The 19,501-nt window shown below is 41.7% G+C and carries 17 protein-coding genes; 11 read left to right on the forward strand and 6 right to left on the reverse strand.

Annotated elements, in window-relative coordinates:
* Positions 1 to 172: 172 nt before the first annotated feature.
* Complete coding sequence (locus tag J4E06_RS13735; protein ID WP_349524526.1) at positions 173 to 2,017, forward strand: glutamate-cysteine ligase family protein; 1,845 nt, start codon at positions 173 to 175, stop codon at positions 2,015 to 2,017.
* 4 nt (positions 2,018 to 2,021) lie between these two features.
* Positions 2,022 to 3,224, forward strand: a complete 1,203-nt coding sequence (locus J4E06_RS13740; protein WP_349524527.1) for a M14 family metallopeptidase — start codon at positions 2,022 to 2,024, stop codon at positions 3,222 to 3,224.
* A 51-nt stretch (positions 3,225 to 3,275) separates the two neighbouring features.
* Here J4E06_RS13740 and J4E06_RS13745 read toward each other — a convergent pair whose 3' ends face one another.
* From J4E06_RS13745 to J4E06_RS13755, 3 genes are all read right to left on the reverse strand, one after another.
* Positions 3,276 to 4,004 carry an energy transducer TonB gene (locus J4E06_RS13745; RefSeq protein ID WP_349524529.1) on the reverse strand — a complete coding sequence of 243 codons (729 nt, stop codon included), beginning with the start codon at positions 4,002 to 4,004 and terminating at the stop codon, positions 3,276 to 3,278.
* A gap of 112 nt (positions 4,005 to 4,116) precedes the next feature.
* A complete protein-coding gene (locus J4E06_RS13750; protein WP_349524659.1) occupies positions 4,117 to 4,677 on the reverse strand; it encodes a DUF2490 domain-containing protein in 561 nt (186 codons plus the stop codon).
* A gap of 262 nt (positions 4,678 to 4,939) precedes the next feature.
* Positions 4,940 to 5,902 (reverse strand): ROK family protein, encoded by a 963-nt coding sequence (locus J4E06_RS13755; RefSeq protein ID WP_349524530.1) that lies wholly within the window; start codon positions 5,900 to 5,902, stop codon positions 4,940 to 4,942.
* A gap of 196 nt (positions 5,903 to 6,098) precedes the next feature.
* On the opposite strand from J4E06_RS13755, the gene J4E06_RS13760 reads away from it, so the two are divergent.
* From J4E06_RS13760 to J4E06_RS13785, 6 genes are all read left to right on the forward strand, one after another.
* On the forward strand, positions 6,099 to 6,890 hold the full coding sequence (locus J4E06_RS13760; protein ID WP_349524531.1) for a universal stress protein: 792 nt from the start codon (positions 6,099 to 6,101) through the stop codon (positions 6,888 to 6,890).
* A 19-nt stretch (positions 6,891 to 6,909) separates the two neighbouring features.
* On the forward strand, positions 6,910 to 8,745 hold the full coding sequence (locus J4E06_RS13765; RefSeq protein WP_349524533.1) for an SLC13 family permease: 1,836 nt from the start codon (positions 6,910 to 6,912) through the stop codon (positions 8,743 to 8,745).
* Between the two features lie 18 nt (positions 8,746 to 8,763).
* Complete coding sequence (pckA, locus tag J4E06_RS13770; RefSeq protein WP_349524534.1) at positions 8,764 to 10,380, forward strand: phosphoenolpyruvate carboxykinase (ATP); 1,617 nt, start codon at positions 8,764 to 8,766, stop codon at positions 10,378 to 10,380.
* A gap of 13 nt (positions 10,381 to 10,393) precedes the next feature.
* Positions 10,394 to 11,713, forward strand: a complete 1,320-nt coding sequence (locus J4E06_RS13775) for an ATP-dependent 6-phosphofructokinase (protein ID WP_349524535.1) — start codon at positions 10,394 to 10,396, stop codon at positions 11,711 to 11,713.
* Between the two features lie 77 nt (positions 11,714 to 11,790).
* Positions 11,791 to 12,090 (forward strand): HPF/RaiA family ribosome-associated protein, encoded by a 300-nt coding sequence (locus tag J4E06_RS13780; RefSeq protein ID WP_349524536.1) that lies wholly within the window; start codon positions 11,791 to 11,793, stop codon positions 12,088 to 12,090.
* A 43-nt stretch (positions 12,091 to 12,133) separates the two neighbouring features.
* Positions 12,134 to 12,775: a hypothetical protein gene (locus J4E06_RS13785; RefSeq protein WP_349524537.1), complete on the forward strand. Its 642-nt coding sequence runs from the start codon at positions 12,134 to 12,136 to the stop codon at positions 12,773 to 12,775.
* On the opposite strand, the gene J4E06_RS13790 is transcribed toward J4E06_RS13785, so the two are convergent.
* The 3 genes from J4E06_RS13790 to J4E06_RS13800 form a co-directional block, all read right to left on the reverse strand.
* Positions 12,756 to 12,905: a hypothetical protein gene (locus tag J4E06_RS13790; protein WP_349524538.1), complete on the reverse strand. Its 150-nt coding sequence runs from the start codon at positions 12,903 to 12,905 to the stop codon at positions 12,756 to 12,758. The two genes, J4E06_RS13785 and J4E06_RS13790, sit on opposite strands and share 20 nt — an antisense overlap.
* A gap of 105 nt (positions 12,906 to 13,010) precedes the next feature.
* Complete coding sequence (locus tag J4E06_RS13795; protein WP_349524539.1) at positions 13,011 to 14,402, reverse strand: sugar porter family MFS transporter; 1,392 nt, start codon at positions 14,400 to 14,402, stop codon at positions 13,011 to 13,013.
* Between the two features lie 32 nt (positions 14,403 to 14,434).
* A complete protein-coding gene (locus J4E06_RS13800; protein WP_349524660.1) occupies positions 14,435 to 15,676 on the reverse strand; it encodes a 3-deoxy-D-manno-octulosonic acid transferase in 1,242 nt (413 codons plus the stop codon).
* Between the two features lie 83 nt (positions 15,677 to 15,759).
* Between J4E06_RS13800 and J4E06_RS13805 the strand changes: the two genes are divergently transcribed.
* The 3 genes from J4E06_RS13805 to galE all read left to right on the forward strand — a co-directional run bounded on the left by J4E06_RS13805 (position 15,760) and on the right by galE (position 19,473).
* Entirely contained in the window at positions 15,760 to 16,917 is a 1,158-nt protein-coding gene (locus J4E06_RS13805; RefSeq protein WP_349524540.1) for a DegT/DnrJ/EryC1/StrS family aminotransferase, read from the forward strand.
* Between the two features lie 64 nt (positions 16,918 to 16,981).
* A complete protein-coding gene (locus tag J4E06_RS13810) occupies positions 16,982 to 18,457 on the forward strand; it encodes a hypothetical protein (RefSeq protein WP_349524541.1) in 1,476 nt (491 codons plus the stop codon).
* A complete protein-coding gene (gene galE, locus J4E06_RS13815; RefSeq protein ID WP_349524542.1) occupies positions 18,457 to 19,473 on the forward strand; it encodes a UDP-glucose 4-epimerase GalE in 1,017 nt (338 codons plus the stop codon). The genes J4E06_RS13810 and galE overlap by 1 nt, the downstream gene beginning before the upstream one ends.
* The last annotated feature ends 28 nt before the right edge of the window (positions 19,474 to 19,501 follow it).

The following is a 19,501-nucleotide window of genomic DNA, read 5'->3' on the forward strand; positions in this document are numbered from 1 at the left end:
TTACATTATATTTCAAAAGTACTTTTGATGGTTTGCAAAAAACATGATAATTGTCAGTATGGCCATCTAAAAAGAAAAAGACTCCCATTTATACCCTGACGTCTATCATATTTTGGCATACTTGTACATCGTATTTTTATAGAATGATGTAGTATGACTAAACTTTATTTTGATGGGAGAACATATCCAAGAAAGCATATTTAATGAACAGGAGCGTAAGGCCTTTGTCCAACATCTTATTGATGATATTCAAGCTTTGGAGCAAATGATCGATCAGGGTATGATCGAGGACGATATCGTCCGCATCGGTGCCGAGCAGGAAATGTGCCTGATCAACCCGGACTATAGGCCCGCTCCCAAGTCCTTGGATATCATCAAAACCGTGGATGACCCTCACTTTACCACCGAACTGGCAAGCTATAATGTGGAAGCCAATCTTGACCCCTATACCTTGGAGAAAGATTGTTTCACTTCCATGGAGAATCAATTGCGGGAATTAGTGGAAAAAGTAACAAAAGCAGCTTCAAAACATGATACAAGAATTTTGTTGACCGGAATCCTTCCCACCATCAGTAAAGATGAACTGGGTATGGATTATATGACCCCAATCCCCAGATATTATAGGATAAACAGTATTTTAAAAACTTGGCGGGGAGATGATTTCACCGTGCGGATAAAAGGTGCGGACGAACTATCGCTCCATCACGATTCCGTTCTTTTTGAAGCTTGCAATACCAGTTTTCAACTCCATCTTCAAATACCACCACAAGATTTTATCAAAAGCTATAATTGGGCCCAGGCCATTTCCGGTCCCGTTTTGGGGGTTTGCTGTAACTCGCCCTTACTTTTGGGGAAAGAACTATGGCGAGAGACCCGAATTGCATTGTTTCAACAAAGTTTGGATACCCGGATTTGGACCAAGGCCTTAAGGGAGGAGGTCGCCAGGGTTGGTTTCGGTCAGCGATGGCAGCAGAAATCGGTAGCCGAAACTTTTAAGCAGGACATTTCTACCCACCGTATTTTATTGACTAAACCAATTAAAAAAAACGCTTTGGAGCAGCTTCAAAAAGGTGAAACACCAAAATTGGAGGCGCTGAGCTTGTTCAATAGTACGGTGTATCGGTGGAATCGTCCCTGTTACGGCGTCGGTAACGGAAAACCCCATTTAAGAATTGAGAACAGGTATATACCGGCGGGCCCCACAGTATTGGACGAAATGGCCAATTTTGCCTTTTGGGTTGGATTAATGGCAGGAAGACCCAAAAAGTACGACGACATGCCCAGTTTAATGGACTTTAGAACGGCGAAACTCAATTTTTTAAGGGCGGCCACGAGTGGCAGGCATGCTATGTTTTCTTGGATGGGCAAAGCCATGACCGCCAAAAAAATAGTAAGGGAAGAATTGTTGCCCATTGCTTACAAGGGATTACGGAAATTCAATATTGATGAGAAAGACATCTTAAGGCTGCTGGGCGTTATAGAGGAACGCACCAAAGGTGGAACGGGTGCCGAGTGGCAGATAAACAATTTTAGGGAGTTGAGAAAACAAATGAAGTTGGACAGTGCCATTGTGCAGTTAACCAGGTCCATGTACAAAAACCAGCAAACCGGCAAGCCTGTTCACCAATGGCGGCCAATCGATAAAATGTCCGAGACAAAGGAATCCTTTGAATGGGTGAGCCAGATTATGTCCACAAAGCTCATGAAGCTCTACGAAGACGATTATGCCAATTTGGCCTTGGCCATAATGCAATGGAACAACATTCACCACCTCCCTGTGGAAAATGGAAGGGGAGAACTCGTGGGCTTACTTACTTGGAGCCATATCGAAAAGTTTGAGCAGTTGGATAAGAAAGAGGCCAGGGTATCCGATATTATGGTGAAGGATGTAATAAGCGTGAAGCCCAAAACAAAGATCGAGGAGGCAAAGGAAATGATGGAGAAACACAAAATAGGTTGTTTGCCGATATGTGTGGATACCCATATTGTGGGTATAATCAGTAAAGTTGATTTATAAAAATATGCCAATAGTTCATAGCACAGCGCTTAATGAAACAGTAAAAGTTGAAAGAATCATTGACCATATCCATGGAAAAAAAGGAGGGCCCACGGTGGTTTTTTTTGGCGGTATACATGGAAATGAAACGGCGGGTGTTTTTGCACTTAAGAAGGTTTTTGATGAAATAAAATCCAAGAAAACACCAATATATGGACAGGTGTATGCAGTATCCGGAAACTTGGGTGCCTTGGAAAGCAAACAACGTTTTCAAATAGAAGACTTGAACAGGATTTGGCTTCCCGATCGTATAGAAAGGATTGTCAAAAAAAAAACAATTCATAATCACGAAGAGAAGGAACTCCATGAATTGTACCTGCTACTTGAGGACATTCTGGGCAAGGGAACCCCACCTTTTTATTTTTTGGACCTTCATACTACATCCAGCGATACTTCACCATTTATGGTGCTCAACGATAGCTTGCTCAACCGAAAGTATGCTTCCAATTACCCCTTGCCCATTATTTTAGGGATCGAGGAATATTTGAAAGGGGCTCTGTTGAGCTATATCAACGAACTGGGTTATGTTTCCCTTGGTTTTGAGAGTGGTCAACATGATGATGACAAGGCCGTGCAAAACTGCGTGGAATTTATACGATATTCTTTGGTTTTGACGGAATCCGTGGATGCTTCCGAAAAGGAAAGGGAATCACTGAGAAAAAAGATTTTCGATGCGGGGCGGGACACCCATACATTTTACGAAATATACCATCAGCACGATATTGGCTCGGAAACAACCTTTGAGATGTGCCCTGGGTTCACCAATTTTGAAATTATACCAAAAGGGGAACAACTGGCCATAATTGATGGTGTAGGACTGAAAACAACCAAAAAGAGGCAGATTTTTATGCCCTTGTATCAAAAGCAGGGGAATGAGGGGTTCTACTTTATCAGACCAATCCCCAAAATAGTTTTGTGGTTGTCCAAGAAACTCAGAAGGTACAAGGTAGACCATATTTTAGTGAAATTGCCCGGTGTGCAATGGGCAGACGATAAAAAAGACACCTTGGTTGTAGATCAACGAATTGCCCGTTTCTTTGCCAAATCTTTTCTTCATCTGTTAGGTTATAGGGCGAGAAAATACGATAAAGCCCATTTAATGGCCAAGAACAGGGAGAGCGCTTCAAAACACGAACAATACAACGGTATTGCTTGGTTCGATTCATAAAAAAGACCCAAGAACTAACCAGGGCCTCTTTTAGGGTTATGTTCGGTATTTTCAGTTTTGCATGATAAAGTTTATCGGTATACTATATTTTACACTGACTTTTTTACCGCGTTGTTCTCCTGGTTTCACTTTGGGCAAGGAAGCGATAATACGTACCGCTTCATTTTCCAAAAGCTTGTCCGGTCCTCTTTTTTGAATTCCTGTGACCCGACCATTTGAGTCGATTACAAACTGTAGGTAAACCTTGCCTGTTATTCCCATTTCTAGGGCGGATGGTGGGTATTTAAAATTATTCTTGATATGCTCTTGTACCTTTTGGTTAAAGCACTCCTTGCGCTCCGCTTGGGTCTGTAGATCCTCACATCCAGGGAAAACCGGCACATATTCGATTACTGCGAAAGGTACCACAACCTCTTCTTCCACTTCTTCTACGTCCACATCCTCGATTCGCACTACGGCATCCTCGATAAAGGTTTCCTGGCTACTCTCGGTACTTTCTATAATGGTTTCTTTTACATCTTCCACATCGTCCACGATTTCAATTACATCCGGTGCGGATGGTGGGGGCGGGGGAGGAGTGGTCCTGATCATTTCCGTAATGGGAACATCTTCCTTAAGCTCATCCGTTACTTGCACAACTTCCGAAACTTTGGATTCTTCTTCATAGAACTTTACTTCAAAGGATTGCCATGTCATGAACAATACCGAAGTAAGTCCTATCATAAAATAGAGACTGCTGTTGCGTCCAATTTCTGCGTTTGGGTTCTTTTTTGGTTTCATGACTTCTACTATTTAACTATGTTAAAGGTAACTTGCCTAAACATCAGAAAATATGATAATAATCAGGTTTATAGGAAGTTGGTAGAAAACTGGACTATCAAATACTTGGTAGTTAATGTATGTTCAAAGCCAAATCCTTTTTGATAAGATCAATATTGAAATAAAGCCCCAACCTGATCATATCTTCACTGTAGTTTTTAAAACTTTGGTTAAAGTACCCAATATCCACTTTTAAACTGGGGGAGAGTTCACGACCCACCCCAATAAAAATTCTGTTTTGGCTATATGCCTTTCCTTCCAGGTTTAGAAAAACTTCATTGAAGGCCTTAAAATAAATATCCCTATAAACAGGTCTGGTATATTGAAGACGATACCTTATTCTATTGTTGACTTTGGAATCTTCCGTATTGATAAGTCTCCTGTTTTCAAAACGAAAACGATGTGCAAGCGTATTTTGATTGAACTTTGTCTTGAGCGTATACTCGCCGTATAGCCATAATTGGTTGGTATTTACCACATCGTTGGGTTCCAAATAGGAGTTGGAATTGAGCAGGGCAAACCCGCCCGTAAATCTTGAAGCTTTGCTTATTTTGTATGAGGCACCGGTCCTAAAAAAGAAAAATCCGTACTTGTCCAGCATATGGTGGTGCCGAATAATTCCAACAGCGGGTATGCTCCAATCCTAGTGTATTTTGGCTTCACCGCACAGCACTAACCACGACCCGTAATCATTTTCCTCTGAATTTTGGGAATATATGTCTGGAGCTAAAAGGATAGTGAATACTATAGAACAAAGCAAGCCTGAAAAATACCTTGTAAACCCCATAATCAGTGCTTTATGATTGTTGGAGTACAAAGGTTTTCATTAAAATCAACCAGATAATATGACTGTTGTCATAGAATGGGTTTTTTGACAAAAAAATCCTGTTCTCGGGCTATTTTTTCTTTTTTTGTTCCCAAATAAGGGCCGCAGCGCCGCAAATGGCAGCTGTTTTTCCCTCCATACTGGAATGCAGTAGCTTTACCTTCCCTTTATACACATCCAAAAGGAAACCATTGAAATATTTTTCCAGTGGTGTCATGATCCATTTTCCACTATTGGTAAGTCCGCCCATTAAAATAAAGGCTTCGGGTTGGGTAAAAGCCGTAAAGTTGGCCAAAGCTTGGGCCATGATCCGTGCGGTGTAGTCAAAAGCTTTTAGGGCTATTTCATCGCCTTCTTCGGCAGCTTGGCTAATGTCCTCTCCATGAAGATCATTATAGGCAATATCCCTAAACCTACTATCTACCAAATATTTGCTCTGCATATACATTACTGTTCGTTTTAATCCAGTGGCCGAAACGTAGGCTTCCAGCCCTCCTTTAACACCTAGTCCGGTCAACCTGCCGTCACCCATGGTCATGTCCACATGGCCAAGCTCGCCGGCAAATCCATCATATCCATCAATAAGTTGTCCATTGGCCACAATGCCGGCACCAAAACCGGTGCCCAAGGTTATTACAATAAAGTCGGTCATGCCCTTGGCACCCCCAAAAAGCATTTCGCCCAAAGCAGCTGCACTGGCATCGTTCATTATGCGAATGGGCATGTCCATACGTTGTTTTAAAAGCTTTACCAGCGGTACACTGCCTTTCCATGCCAAATTACTAGCTCTTTCAATAGTTCCGTTTTTACTGGAAGCATTGGGAGCACCGATACCACAACCAATTACGTTGGCATCTTCTCCAAATTGCTCTAAAAGCTCGTCGACGGTGGACTTTATTTTATCCAGGTAATTATCTAAATTGGGATATTCCTTGGTCCTAAAAAATGTTTTTTCGTAGCATTCGCCATGTTCATCCACCAAACCTATCTTGGTTTTGGTTCCTCCTATATCAATTCCTATTACTAAATCCATATTTAAAGTGGCATTGGTTTACGGTTTCTAAATATAACCAATATGGTAGCAATAAAATAACGACACAAATTTTTATGGGGGCTGATTTTATGGTATTTTAAAGTGGAAAAGTAGAAAACCCTGATTTCTGTCATATTTTAGGTGATGGGACAACTTTATTTTTGGTGTAGAATTGAAATCAATAAATATATTAGGTATGAGTAGTTTAAATAAAATATTAATTCCTTTTGATTTTTCCGAAGCATCGGTAAACGGTTTGGAGTACGCAGTCAATTTTGTAGGAGACAAAAGACCGATAAACATTTTGGGTCTGTATGTGGGTACAATGCCGATTAGTGAATCTGATAACGAAAAGCTGGAAAAGGATTTTTTAAAATTGTTGGATTCCTTTGATGTTAAGTTAAAGACCACTCCTAAGTTCATTACGGATACGGGAGAGGTGATCAGCACCATTCTATCCGCCCAACAAAGGAGCAATGCAGACTTGATCATGATGGGCACCATGGGGGATAAAATCACCGATGAGGCCATTACCAATACATCAAAATTAGTGTTGGAGGCCAACTGTCCCGTTATTTCAATCCCTTATGGAACAAGTATACAGGAACCCAAGAACATTGCCTTGGTGATGGGCGGCGAGAAAATTGATGATAAGGAAGTCTTGGAAACACTTTTGGATGTGGCGAGGACATTTAATGCGAGGGTTCATGTGCTTACCATTTACAAAGATTCGGTGTATGATGAAGAAGCCATCAAGGAGTCCAACGAAAAGCTCTTGGAGTACTATTTGGAGCATTTTTATGCCGAACACACTTTCAGGAAGAGCAAAGATGTAGAGCAGGGTATCCTGGATTACATCAAACAAAAAAATATTGACCTGTTAACCATATTGCCACGTAACCATACCGAAAAGAGCACTCCTTCGGAGGGCAGATTGACAAAACTGTTGACCCTGCACTCGGAGATACCGGTACTGGCCCTGGACTAACCTTGACGGACCTTAAAGCATGCTGCCACTGCTGATTATTTTAGGTATTACTATTTTACTGTTTATATGGGGGAAGTTTCCTCCGGACGTCGTAGCCCTTATGGCTATGCTCTCTCTTTTTCTTACGGGAATATTGGATTTGAGCGAGACCTTGGCAGGTTTTAGCAATCCAACGGTAATCATGATCGCTGCCCTTTTTATCATAGGAGAGGGTCTTTCCAGAACAGGTTGGACGGCCATGGCAGGACAGTTTTTTGTGAAATGGGCTAGAAGGAACATATCACGATTATTGGTGATCGTTACCTTGGGTTCGAGTTTGTTATCCGGATTTGTGAGCAATACGGGAACCGTTGCAGCACTACTGCCGGTTACGGTAACCGCTGCCTGGAACGCAGGCACGCTGCCATCAAAATTATTGATTCCCGTTGCCTTCGGTTCCAATACGGGTGGTTTGCTAACATTAACAGGCACGCCCCCGAACATTATTGTAAGCAACGCCTTGGTGCAGAATGAATTTACAGGTTTTTCGTTCTTTGAATTTGGATTGATCGGTGTGCCGCTCCTCATCATTTCCGTACTTTATTTTAGATATGTGGGATACAGGTTGTTGCCTAGCCATAGGACGAACAACAAGCCCATGGCCATAGATCAAGAAATGCACAAATGGATAGAGAATTACAGTATTGGTGATAACCTGTACCGGTTACGTATCCGATCGATGTCACAATTGATAAACACCAAAATAGGCGATTGGAATTTTGAGAGCGAACATAAGGTTTCCGTAATGCGATTAAAGCGCAGGCACCCTAACAAATTGCATAGAATCCCGCAGTTTGTCGAAATGCCGGGGTTGGATACCGAAATGCGCTATCACGACATCATTACGGTAAAAGGTGAGCCAGAGGATGTAGATAAATTGGTATTGAAGTTTCATTTGGGCATAATTCCTTTAAAACCGGAAAAGGATATGCTCAAAAAGGAACTCATTAACCAAGAAGTAGGTATGGCCGAGATGATTATTACCCCGAAATCAGTCTTTGTGGGCAAGACCATTAATTTGGGCCATTACCTTCGTCAGGCAGGGGTACAACTCTTGGCAGTGTCTCGAGACAACGCTCCATTAACTGGAAAAATAAAGATTAAAGCGGGAGACGCTTTTGTGATTCGTGGACAATGGGAAAATATCATTGCACTGAAATCCATGTACGAAAACCTGGTCATTTCAGGAAGTCCCGAAGCATTGTCAAAAAATGTAGATCAATTGACTACAAGAAGTTACATTGCCTTGGGCACCTTAGTACTGATGGTTTTGCTTTTGGTGCTTAATATATTGCCGGGAGCCATAGCTGCATTGGTTTGTGCGGGAATCATGATGTTGACGGGCTGTGTGCCCATTTCAAGGGCATACAAAGGAATTAGTTGGACGAGTGTAGTTATGATTGCGGCTATGATTCCAATGGGATTGGCTCTGCAAAAAACAGGAGTGGCACAATTGGCGGCCAACAGTCTGGTGGATACCTTGGGGAGCATACACCCGGTAGCTTTGCTGGCAGGTATTTTTCTGTTGACCGCAGCCTTTAGTCAAGCGATAAACAATTCGGCAACGGCAGTGTTGATGGCACCGATAGCTATTATGGCGTCCATGACTTTGGGAATTTCGCCAAAGCCTTTTATGATCGCTGTTGCCGTAAGCGCATCCACCGCGTTTTTGACCCCGGTTGGGACGACCACCAACGCCATGGTGATGGCCGCTGGCGGGTATAGATTTATTGATTACGTAAAAGTAGGCGGGCCTTTGCTCCTACTTTTCTTTATAGCAACATTAGTATTGGTTCCATGGATATGGAGCTTTTAACCACTTTAAACAACAGATATGAGCACAACCAAAGACCTCAGTAAGTATGGAATAAAAAATGTCCGGGCACAATGGAATCTTGATGCCGAAACGTTACAAAAATTAACACTGGAAAAGGACATGGGGGTAGAGACCGAAAACGGAACCCTAAGTGTTAATACCGGGAAGTTTACCGGAAGGTCGCCAAAAGACCGTTTTTTGGTAAAAGATGATTACACCAAGGACAAAGTTTGGTGGGGAAGAATCAATAAACCGGTGTCTCCAGAAAACTTCGATAAACTGTATGATGAGGTAACCAAATATCTTGACGGAAAAGAAGTTTTTGTTCGGGATGCCTATGTGTGCGCCGACCCAAAATATAGAATGAACGTAAGGACCATTACAGAATACCCATGGTCCAGCTACTTCATCAAAAACATGTTTCTGCGCTTGGACGAAAGCGAGCTCGAGAATTTTGAGGAAGAGTGGTTGGTAGTATGTGCTCCCGGTTATGAAGCAAAGAATCCATCGGAATACGGCATATTGAGCGGAAATTTTTCCATACTCAACTTTACCAAGAAAATTGCATTGGTAGCCGGTTCGGCCTATACTGGAGAAATGAAAAAAGGTATTTTTTCCGCATTAAACCTTATTCTCCCTACCGAAAAGGAAGTGCTTCCTATGCACTGCTCCGCCAATGTGGGCGAGGATGGGGATACTGCAATTTTCTTTGGGCTTTCCGGAACAGGTAAAACAACCTTGTCGGCCGACCCGGACCGAAAACTTATCGGGGATGATGAGCATGGTTGGACCAAGGAAGACACCATTTTTAATTTTGAAGGAGGTTGCTACGCAAAGGTAATCGACCTTACAGAGGAGAAAGAGCCCGATATTTATCGAGCGATTCGGCCTGGAGCCTTGTTGGAGAACATAGTGTTCAAGGAAGGAACCAAAGAAGTGGATTATTTTGATAGTACTATCACCCAAAACACCAGGGTCAGTTATCCTATTTTCCATATCGATAACATTCAGGAGCCATCCTACGCCTCCAATCCCAAAAATATCTTTTTCTTAACTTGTGATGCCTTTGGTGTATTGCCTCCGGTATCCAAATTGACACCAGGTCAGGCAGCGTACCATTTTATTTCGGGCTACACGGCTAAAGTGGCAGGGACCGAAGCAGGTATTACCGAACCAGTCCCATCGTTTTCCGCATGTTTTGGAGAACCATTTATGCCCTTGCACCCAACCGTTTATGCAGAAATGTTGAGTGAAAAAATGAAGGCATCTGGCGTGAACGTTTGGTTGATTAACACAGGTTGGAGTGGGGGGCCTTATGGAGTGGGATCCAGAATCAAGCTTAAATATACAAGAGCCATGATTTCTGCAATTCTCGAAGGTAAATTGGACGATGTGGAATTTCATACGCACCCTATTTTTGGGCTGTTCATGCCAAAATATTGTCCAGGTGTGCCGGTAGAGTTATTGGACCCAATGAACACTTGGTTGCAAAAAGGAGCTTACGTGAGCAAGGCCATCCAGTTGGCGCACTCGTTTCATATAAATTTTGATAAATTCGCCAGTCAGGCGTCGGACGAAATCATAAATGGAGGACCGCTTATTGATTCGCATCACAGCTTGACAGAACATCTATAAAGATTTAACAAAAGTGAGCAATATAAACAGATTTAACATAGAAAGTTTAGGGGCGTCTGAATACAAGTCGCCCCTTCAACTTAGTACTGTAAAGGGAGATCATATATTCAACTTTGTGAGCGAGACGGACCGATTGGTGTTCGATCTTTCCATGGAATACTACAATCAATGTTTAAATGATGGGGAGGAACCTGTTTGTATGGAAAAGGCAGGTCCAAGACAGGACATTTTTTTTGATACCAAGAATACGACAGCTGCCATAGTCACTTGCGGTGGATTATGCCCTGGCATCAATAATGTGATCAGAGGTTTGGTAATGGCCTTGCATTATTTTTATGGGGTTAAAAAAATCATTGGGATACCATATGGTTATGAAGGATTGAATCCTGAAAAAGGACATGAACTTATAGAATTGACGCCGGAAAAAGTAAAGGATGTCCATCAATTCGGAGGTACTTTTTTAGGCTCGTCCCGAGGTGCGCAAGATGTTTCTGTGATGGTCGATACACTGCAAGATAATATGGTGGATATGCTATTTGCCATCGGAGGTGATGGAACTTTAAAGGGCGTAAACGCTTTGGGAGATGAAATTTCCAAGAGAAATGCCAAAATCAGTGTGATGGGGATTCCAAAGACCATCGATAACGATATTGACCTAATCGATGAGTCCTTTGGTTTTGAGACCGCTTTTGATGTGGCCAGTCCTATCTTAAGAGATGCCCATAATGAAGCTACAGGGGCTTATAATGGTATTTCCATTATCAAATTAATGGGAAGGGACAGTGGTTTTATAGCAGCTTCAGCTTCTTTGGCCATGCCTGTGGTAAATTTTGTTCTGATTCCGGAAATGGATTTTGCCCTCGATGGAGAAGGAGGTTTCTTAAAAGTTCTGGAAGAACGCCTGAGTCAAAAAAAGCATGCCGTGATCGTTGTGGCAGAAGGTGCGGGGCAGCAACTGTTCAAAGATAAGAAGGTCGTTACGGATGCATCCGGAAATGTACAGCACCAGGATATCGGTGTTTTCCTGAAGGAAAAAATATCAGAGCACTTTAAAGGTAAAATACCAGTAACTATAAAATATATAGACCCAAGTTATATCATCAGATGTGCACCTGCCAATTCCAGGGACAGTGTTTACTGTAGCCGATTGGCCTATCATGCAGTGCATGGAGCCATGGCGGGAAAAACCAAATGTGTGGTCAGCAAAGTAAATAACAGATATGTTTATGTGCCTATTTCCGAAGTGACCAAAAAAAGAAAGAAAATTGACTTGGAAGGGGAGTTCTGGTTCTCTGTGCTACAGAGTACCGGACAACCATTTTCTTTGGGGTAAGAACGATATTTAATGACAATTGTCATTAAATTTTATCTTTACTAGTCATAGATTTGAAAATAATCAAAACAATAATTATGGAAGTACATGTTCAATATCAAAAGATGATGACCAGTGATTCGTTAACCGAATTGTTGATGAAAAAATTGGAGGGATTGGAGACTAAATATAGCTGGTTGATAAAAGCCAACGTGCTTTTTAAAACCGAGAACGATAGAACTGGGGAAGGCAAGATTTGCGAAATTGAACTGAGTGCCCCAGGGCCCAGAATCTTTGCCAAGTCCGATACCGATGATTTTGAAAAGTCGATGTCCAAAACCATAGAGGATTTGAGAAGGCAGCTTGAAAAAAGGCAAGCTACATTTACTGCACATTAATAAATTAGATCTATGCTGCGCATAAATCTATAAAACCACGGTGATGAAACTTAAATTGATTAGTATAGGCCTACTGCTCCTTATGGGGTGTTCCTCCACTAGATTGGTGAGTACTTGGAAAAATCCAGATAACGTAATTTTTGATGCCTACCAGGTTTTGGTTGTTGGGATGATACAGGATGACAATACAAGGATGGAGTTCGAAAGCAGGTTTGTAGATGCTTTGAAGAACCAGGGTGTGGATGCCGTGCGCAGCATCGACCTTTTTGATGTTGAATTTACTTCTTCCCAAAGATCCGAAGAGGAGTTGTTGGAAGTTGAGCAACAATTATTGGATAAAGGGTTTGATGCCATTTTATTCACTAAAGTGGTCGGTACCGAGAATAGAAGAACCTTCAAGGAGCATATTAATGATGTGGACAAAATGCTTGTTCGTTTTAGCAACGATTATTTGGAACATCAAGATATATACTACGATCCGGAATACTACGATAGCTTCAATATTTACCATGCAGAGACCTCTTTATACTGCATTTGTGTCGGAAAAGAAATAGAACTAATTTGGAGAGGTGAGGTGGATGTCACCGAGCCTGAAAATATTAACAGGACAATCGATTCCTACGTAAAGGTGGTGACCAAGTCAATGGGTAAAGAGGATGTGATTTTTAATTCGAAAGCCCCATAGCTTCCAAAACACCTAAAAAGTCCAGTGCAATCAAAACAGGGATTGCTATCAATATTACGATCAATATAAAAACCATGATTCGTAAAAACCCGACCATGAGTTTGTTTCCTATGCTAATTTCATTTGCCATAATAGTGTAATTTGCATCAATTTAAGGAATTATTTGCGTATTTCCATTACGGTACGGTTCACTGATCGATTAACGGATGTTTTTTTGGCATATGCTGTAAACCAATTAATTGGATTCATTTTGCTTTCTGCTCAGTAGTTTTCCAAGTTCCTCCAAGGTGATTCCTTTGGTCTCGGGCATCATAAAAATCACCCAAAGCAATTGAAGCACCATCATTACGGCAAAAAAGATAAAAATAGGCCACGGATTGTCCTTGAATATACCAATTTCGGCATCTAAAAAGGTCGGTGTCAACAAGGTGATCAAGGCGGCAAAAATCCAATGTGTACCCGTCCCCCAGGACTGTCCGTAGGAGCGGACGTTGTTGGGGAATATTTCAGAAATGAATACCCAAATAACGGCGCCCTGTCCCACGGCATGTGATGCAATAAAAATCAATATAAACGTGAGCAGCAACACGGAGCTGGCCCCGGAATAGAAGCACCAGCCCACCATGGCCAAACTCACTATATAGCCAATAGAGCCAATATACATCAATTGCTTTCTTCCCAGTTTGTCGATCAATGAAATGCCCACAAAGGTGAAAATCAAATTAATTACGCCTATGGATATGGAACTAAAAAGTGATTCACCAGAAGCAAGGCCCGCCCGCTCCAATATTTCAGGGGCATAGTACAACACAAAATTTATACCCGATAACTGATTAAAAAATGCAATCAGAAAGGCCAACATCAGCGGTTTGTTATATCGCCCGGAAAACAAGCTTTCACTTTTCTTTCCCTTAGTCTCGACAATGGCAATTTTAATTTGTTCCAAGTGCAGGGAGGCCTTGTCCTTTGCAATGCCCAAAAGGGTTATGGATTCCATAACTACTGCGTCCGCTCGATCTTTCATTAACAACCATCGAGGGCTGTTCGGTATTTTAAAGACCATAATGGTGTAGATAAGCGCTGGGATGGCTTCAACGCCCAACATCCAGCGCCAAGCTATGCTATCGTCGAACATGATGCCAATGAGGTAATTGGATATAAAAGCAACCAAAATACCAAAAACAATGTTGAACTGGTACATGGCCGTTAACCTTCCCCGTGTCTGGGCAGTGGAAATCTCCGAAATATAGACCGGTGCAGCCACGGAAGAGATGCCAACGCCAACACCTCCGATAAATCTGAAGAGCGAAAAACTTAAAGGCTCTGGGGCAATGGCAGAACCGAGGGCCGATGCAAAATACAACACACCTATCCAGAACAAGGTCTTTTTTCTGCCGAGCCTATCCGTAGGGATACCGCCGACCAGCGAACCCAAAACCGTTCCCCATAGTGCCATGGACATAATAAAAATACCATGGAAAGTAAAAATGGAATCGCCCAAAAACCAGTTGGTGTCCCAAATTTCTTTTATGGGTTGATTGGCCCCTGAGATGACCACCGTGTCAAACCCAAACAAAAAGCCCGCTAGGGCCGCCGTCAATGAAATTCTGAAAATACGCTTGTCCATACAGGATGAATTTTGCTAAAGCTAACCAAAATTTACATAATCTTGGAAATATGCTTCATGATCAGGTCGGCAGCACCTCTGTTGGAATTGATATAATTAGCGTTGATATCCCCAATATTCCTAATGGAAATAGGATTGTTCAACAGGTCGCCCATCAAGTTGTTAAAGCTATCTTGGTTGGAAATGGGCATAATGCCACCTTCTTTTACCAAGTCTTCCACCTCCTTAAAACCCAGAAATTGTGGCCCGATGATAATGGGAATGCCAAACACGGCAGGTTCCATGGTATTGTGCAGACCAGTAGCAAAGCCGCCACCTACATAAGCAATGTTGGCATAGCTGTAAATTTTGGTCAAAAGCCCAATGGTATCTATGATAAGAACCTCGATTTCTTTTAAATTTTGATTCCCTAAATCCGAATAACACAGCGTTTTTTTGTTGAGGGCCGAGGTGATTTTGGCAATGTGGGCAGGCTTTATTTCGTGGGGCGCGATGACGACTTTTACCTTTTCGTTAGTATTGTTGATATAGTTGATGAGGATTTGCTCATCCTCGGGCCATGTACTTCCCGCTACTAAGCATAATTGATTGTTCTTGAAGCGATCCATAAAATCCAACTGATTGTTCTGCTTCAGAATTTCGGAAACGCGATCTAGCCGGGTATCACCGCTGACCGTGATTTTTTTTATCCCGATGGATGCCAAAAGCTTTTTGGAGTTTTCATCTTGCACAAAATAATGGTCGAATTTACCAAGGCTCTTTCGCATAAATCCACCAAAAGGTTTAAAGTAAACCTGTCTCTCGGAAAAAATAGCGGATACCAAAAGGGTCGGAATGTTTCTTTTTTGGAGGTGGTGAAGGTAATTGGGCCACACCTCGTATTTCACAAAAATGGCCAGTTCCGGGTTTACAAGCTCCAAAAAACGCTTCGCTTTGTAATTGCTGTCCATAGGTAGGTATATGACCGCATCGGCAACTGAGGTATTCTTCTTTACCTCATAGCCCGAGGGCGAAAAAAAACTAAGGACCAGCCTGTGTTCGGGGTATTCGGTTCGCAATCTTTCCAAAATGGGCAGACCTTGCTCAAACTCGCCCAAGGAGGCCACGTGCATCCAAATGGTCTTGTCAGCATATCTGAGTCGCTCCTCAAGAATTGAAAAAGTTTGCTTTCTGCCCTGCACGAACAATTTGATCTTGGCATTAAAAAGTGCCACCACTTTAAGGCCAAGCCAAGCTATGTTGATCAGAATGTTGTAAAGTAAACGCAAGGGCATCATTTTTTGCTAAAATACATTCTTTCGGTCAGAGACCATTATGGCATCTTTATTTCTTAATTTTGACGTATTAATTTATTGGGATGAAAAAAATACAAATGGTTGACCTAAAAGGTCAATATGAAGGTATAAAAACCGAGGTCAATGAAGCTATTTTGGATATCTTGGATTCTTCGGCATTTATAAATGGCCCGCACGTAAAGGCGTTCCAAAATGAGTTGGAGGAGTATTTGGATGTAAAGCATGTGATTCCGTGTGCCAATGGAACCGATGCGCTTCAAATATGTATGATGGGACTGGGATTGCAGCCAGGTGATGAGGTAATCACGGCCGACTTTACTTTTGCTGCCACCGTAGAAGTGATCGGTCTGTTGCAATTGACGCCTGTGCTCGTAGATGTGGAGCCAGATACCTTTAATATAAATGTAAAAGCCATTGAAAAGGCCATCACATCAAAAACAAAGGCCATCGTGCCCGTTCACCTATTTGGCCAATGCGCCAATATGGACGAGATTATGGCATTGGCGAAAAAGCACGATTTGTATGTAATTGAAGACAATGCCCAAGCCATTGGAGGCTCGTATTTTTTCAAAGATGGCTCCAAGCAAAAAGCTGGGACCATTGGCCATGTGGGAGCAACCTCTTTTTTTCCGTCTAAAAATTTGGGCTGTTACGGCGATGGCGGTGCCATTTTTACCAACGATGACGACCTGGCCCATATTATTCGGGGCATTGTTAACCATGGTATGTACGAACGATATTATCACGATGTAGTTGGTGTAAACTCTCGTCTGGACTCCATCCAAGCTGCTGTTTTAAGGTCAAAATTGCCCAAATTGGACTTTTACAACCAAAAACGTTGGGAGGCTGCATCAAAATATACCAAGGCGTTCAAAGGCCAGGAGCATATTGTGGTGCCTAAAATATCCTGTGGTTGCGAAATGGAAAAAAGTGTTTGTGACTGTCATGTCTTCCACCAGTATACCCTGAGAATCACCAACGGTAAACGTGACGAGCTCGTAAAACATTTAAATGATAATGACGTTCCTTGTGGTGTCTATTATCCAGTTCCATTGCACAAGCAGAAAGCCTATGCCGATGAACGTTACAATGAAGATGATTTCCCTGTGACCAATCAGTTGGTGAAAGAGGTGATTTCACTCCCGATGCATACAGAGTTGGATGATGAGCAAATTGATTTCATAACCAGTTTGGTGATTGAGTTTGTAAATAATGCGTAATTACTTTCTTATTCTATTTTTGTTTATCTGCTTTGCTTTGTCAAGCCAAACTGTTTTGGATTCAATGGAGCTGGGTTACAATTCGGTTTTTGAGAAAGAACAGTTTGAACATTACGCTCTGGACAAACCGAATAAGGATTTCATAACGGTTTTGCTTGCTATCGATTCCACAATGACCTTTGAGAAATCCAATGAAATCAAGATGGAAATTGATGACTATCTCATTGGCTTAAAGGAAAGAATAGATAGGTATAATAGTAAGAAGAAGGTTAAATATATTTTTAATAAGGTTCATGACCGTTTTTTTAGAAAATACGAATTAGACGCCTATTTCCCGGACATTTTTGAGTCAGCGACTTATAATTGTGTGTCGGGAACAGCTCTTTATGCTTATGCTTTTGATTTTTTTGGGGTTCCGTATCAAATTAAAGAAACACCAATCCATGTCTTTTTGGTGGCATACCCCCAAGAATATAATATTCTTGTTGAAACAACACTGCCAGGCAAGGCGGGCTCATATGTGCCATCAGAGTCAATGATGAAAAGAGCGGTGGATGAATTAGTGGATTTGAAGATTTACACTGCCGAACAAGTTAGCTCTATAGGTTACAACAAAGCCTACAATGATTATTATTATGGAGATGAAAATATAACTAAAAAGGATTTGGTCGGGATTCAATATTATAATAAAGGTATTATATTCCTTAATGATTCAAAGTTTGAATTGGCATACGAGAATATGCTCAAGTCAAGTGTGGTTTACAAAAACAAAAAAACAGAAATATTCAATGAAGGTGTTTTGAGCCTTTTAATGGATCAAGTGGATTTTTCAGATATTGAAAACTTTAAGTGGTTGGTCTCATACGCTAAAATTTCTGATGATACTGATTATTTGAAATATAAATTGCATAACATTTTATCCAATGAAAATTGGGAAGAGGATAATTTAGAGCGCGTTGAATCCAAATTGAACAAAATTTATGATTTAAAATTAAGGAACGAGCTGTTGGTTGTGCTGTACTCCTATGAAGCGGAAAGAGCCCATAAATACCAAAGAACTTCAGAAGCCCTTATGTATGCTGAAAAAATTTATAAAATCAGCCCTGATGATATTGATGCCAAAAATTACATTGCCCTAGCTGAGATTGAAAAAATGGCCCTCAAGAACGTTTCGGCAATAAGGCTCGTAGAGCTTGATGAATTGTTGGAGAAGTATCCTTTTTTAGAGGAGTTTGGCATTTACCAAAGGTATCAGGTATACTTATATTCTTTTTTGGCTGCCAACAGTTTTCATAACAACAAAAATGATGCTGCGCAGGGATATCTTCTTCAATTGGAAGGAATTTTGGGAGATGAAAACCGAGAGAGCACCGATTTTGACCATAGAGCCATTGGAGAGGCTTACGGTGAAGCTGGGGCCTATTTTTATCGAAACGGGCAAAAAGAAAGTGCCATTAATATCCTTAACCGAGGAATGAAGTTCTCTCCTGAGAATGAAAATATCAAGCGAAAGATTCGTTTAATAAAAAAATCCTATTGATGAAAATACTTGTAACAGGTGGGTTGGGCTTTATAGGGTCGCACACCGTTGTTGAATTGCAAAATGAAGGATTTGAGGTGGTCATTGTGGACAACCTTTCCAATTCCTCCCTTGATGTATTGGATGGTATCGAGGCCATCACAGGCAAAAAACCGATTTTTGAGCAATTCGACCTACGTAATAAACCCAAGGTGCAAGATTTCTTTCAAAAGCACAGCGATGTTGCCGGGGTAATTCATTTTGCAGCTTCAAAAGCGGTAGGTGAAAGTGTGGAAAAGCCACTTTTGTATTACGAGAACAATCTTGGGGTGTTGGTATATATTCTTCAAGAGTTAAAGAAAAAAGGCAGGGCAAGTTTTATCTTTAGTAGTTCATGCACTGTATATGGGCAAGCCGATACAATGCCGATTACCGAAGCTGCTCCTGTAAAGCCTGCCGAATCGCCTTACGGCAATACCAAGCAAGTCGGCGAAGAAATCATTCGGGATACTTGCAAGGTGAACCCAGATTTGAAAGCCATCGCTTTACGTTATTTTAATCCGATAGGCGCGCACCCATCGGGGAAAATAGGGGAACTTCCCATTGGAGTACCACAAAACTTGGTGCCCTTTATTACCCAAACCGGGATTGGACTGCGTGAGCAACTTTCTGTTTTTGGAGATGATTATCCTACCGAAGATGGCACTTGTATAAGGGATTATATCCATGTGGTAGATTTGGCAAAGGCACATGTAGCCGCATTACAGCGCCTTCTGAAGGGTAAAAATGAAAGCAATTACGAAGTGTTCAATCTGGGTACCGGAAAAGGAAGTTCAGTGTTGGAAGTCATCCAGAGTTTTGAGCGCGTTTCCGGTGAAAAGTTGAACTATAAAATAGTGGACAGAAGACCAGGGGACGTAATCCAGGCTTATGCTGATACTAAAAAAGCAAACGAGGTCTTGGGATGGAAAGCAAAATCCAGTCTCGATGACGCTATGAAATCTGCCTGGGAGTGGGAAAAAATCGTAAGAAGTTAGGGCGCCATAATCCCAAACTGTATTTTTC

Source organism: Allomuricauda sp. NFXS6 (assembly GCF_040148835.1).
Lineage (GTDB): Bacteria > Bacteroidota > Bacteroidia > Flavobacteriales > Flavobacteriaceae > Flagellimonas.

What these genes read in the sequence shown, in the direction of transcription:
- J4E06_RS13780 (WP_349524536.1), top strand. Translation starts at nt 11,791, where the DNA reads ATGGAAGTACATGTTCAATATCAAAAGATGATGACCAGTGATTCGTTA.
- J4E06_RS13760 (WP_349524531.1), top strand. Translation starts at nt 6,099, where the DNA reads ATGAGTAGTTTAAATAAAATATTAATTCCTTTTGATTTTTCCGAAGCA.
- J4E06_RS13765 (WP_349524533.1), top strand. Translation starts at nt 6,910, where the DNA reads ATGCTGCCACTGCTGATTATTTTAGGTATTACTATTTTACTGTTTATA.
- J4E06_RS13800 (WP_349524660.1), bottom strand. Translation starts at nt 15,676, where the DNA reads ATGCCCTTGCGTTTACTTTACAACATTCTGATCAACATAGCTTGGCTT.
- J4E06_RS13745 (WP_349524529.1), bottom strand. Translation starts at nt 4,004, where the DNA reads ATGAAACCAAAAAAGAACCCAAACGCAGAAATTGGACGCAACAGCAGT.
- J4E06_RS13735 (WP_349524526.1), top strand. Translation starts at nt 173, where the DNA reads ATGGGAGAACATATCCAAGAAAGCATATTTAATGAACAGGAGCGTAAG.
- J4E06_RS13790 (WP_349524538.1), bottom strand. Translation starts at nt 12,905, where the DNA reads ATGGCAAATGAAATTAGCATAGGAAACAAACTCATGGTCGGGTTTTTA.
- J4E06_RS13810 (WP_349524541.1), top strand. Translation starts at nt 16,982, where the DNA reads ATGGAGCTGGGTTACAATTCGGTTTTTGAGAAAGAACAGTTTGAACAT.
- J4E06_RS13795 (WP_349524539.1), bottom strand. Translation starts at nt 14,402, where the DNA reads ATGGACAAGCGTATTTTCAGAATTTCATTGACGGCGGCCCTAGCGGGC.
- J4E06_RS13755 (WP_349524530.1), bottom strand. Translation starts at nt 5,902, where the DNA reads ATGGATTTAGTAATAGGAATTGATATAGGAGGAACCAAAACCAAGATA.
- pckA (WP_349524534.1), top strand. Translation starts at nt 8,764, where the DNA reads ATGAGCACAACCAAAGACCTCAGTAAGTATGGAATAAAAAATGTCCGG.
- J4E06_RS13740 (WP_349524527.1), top strand. Translation starts at nt 2,022, where the DNA reads ATGCCAATAGTTCATAGCACAGCGCTTAATGAAACAGTAAAAGTTGAA.
- galE (WP_349524542.1), top strand. Translation starts at nt 18,457, where the DNA reads ATGAAAATACTTGTAACAGGTGGGTTGGGCTTTATAGGGTCGCACACC.
- J4E06_RS13785 (WP_349524537.1), top strand. Translation starts at nt 12,134, where the DNA reads ATGAAACTTAAATTGATTAGTATAGGCCTACTGCTCCTTATGGGGTGT.
- J4E06_RS13805 (WP_349524540.1), top strand. Translation starts at nt 15,760, where the DNA reads ATGAAAAAAATACAAATGGTTGACCTAAAAGGTCAATATGAAGGTATA.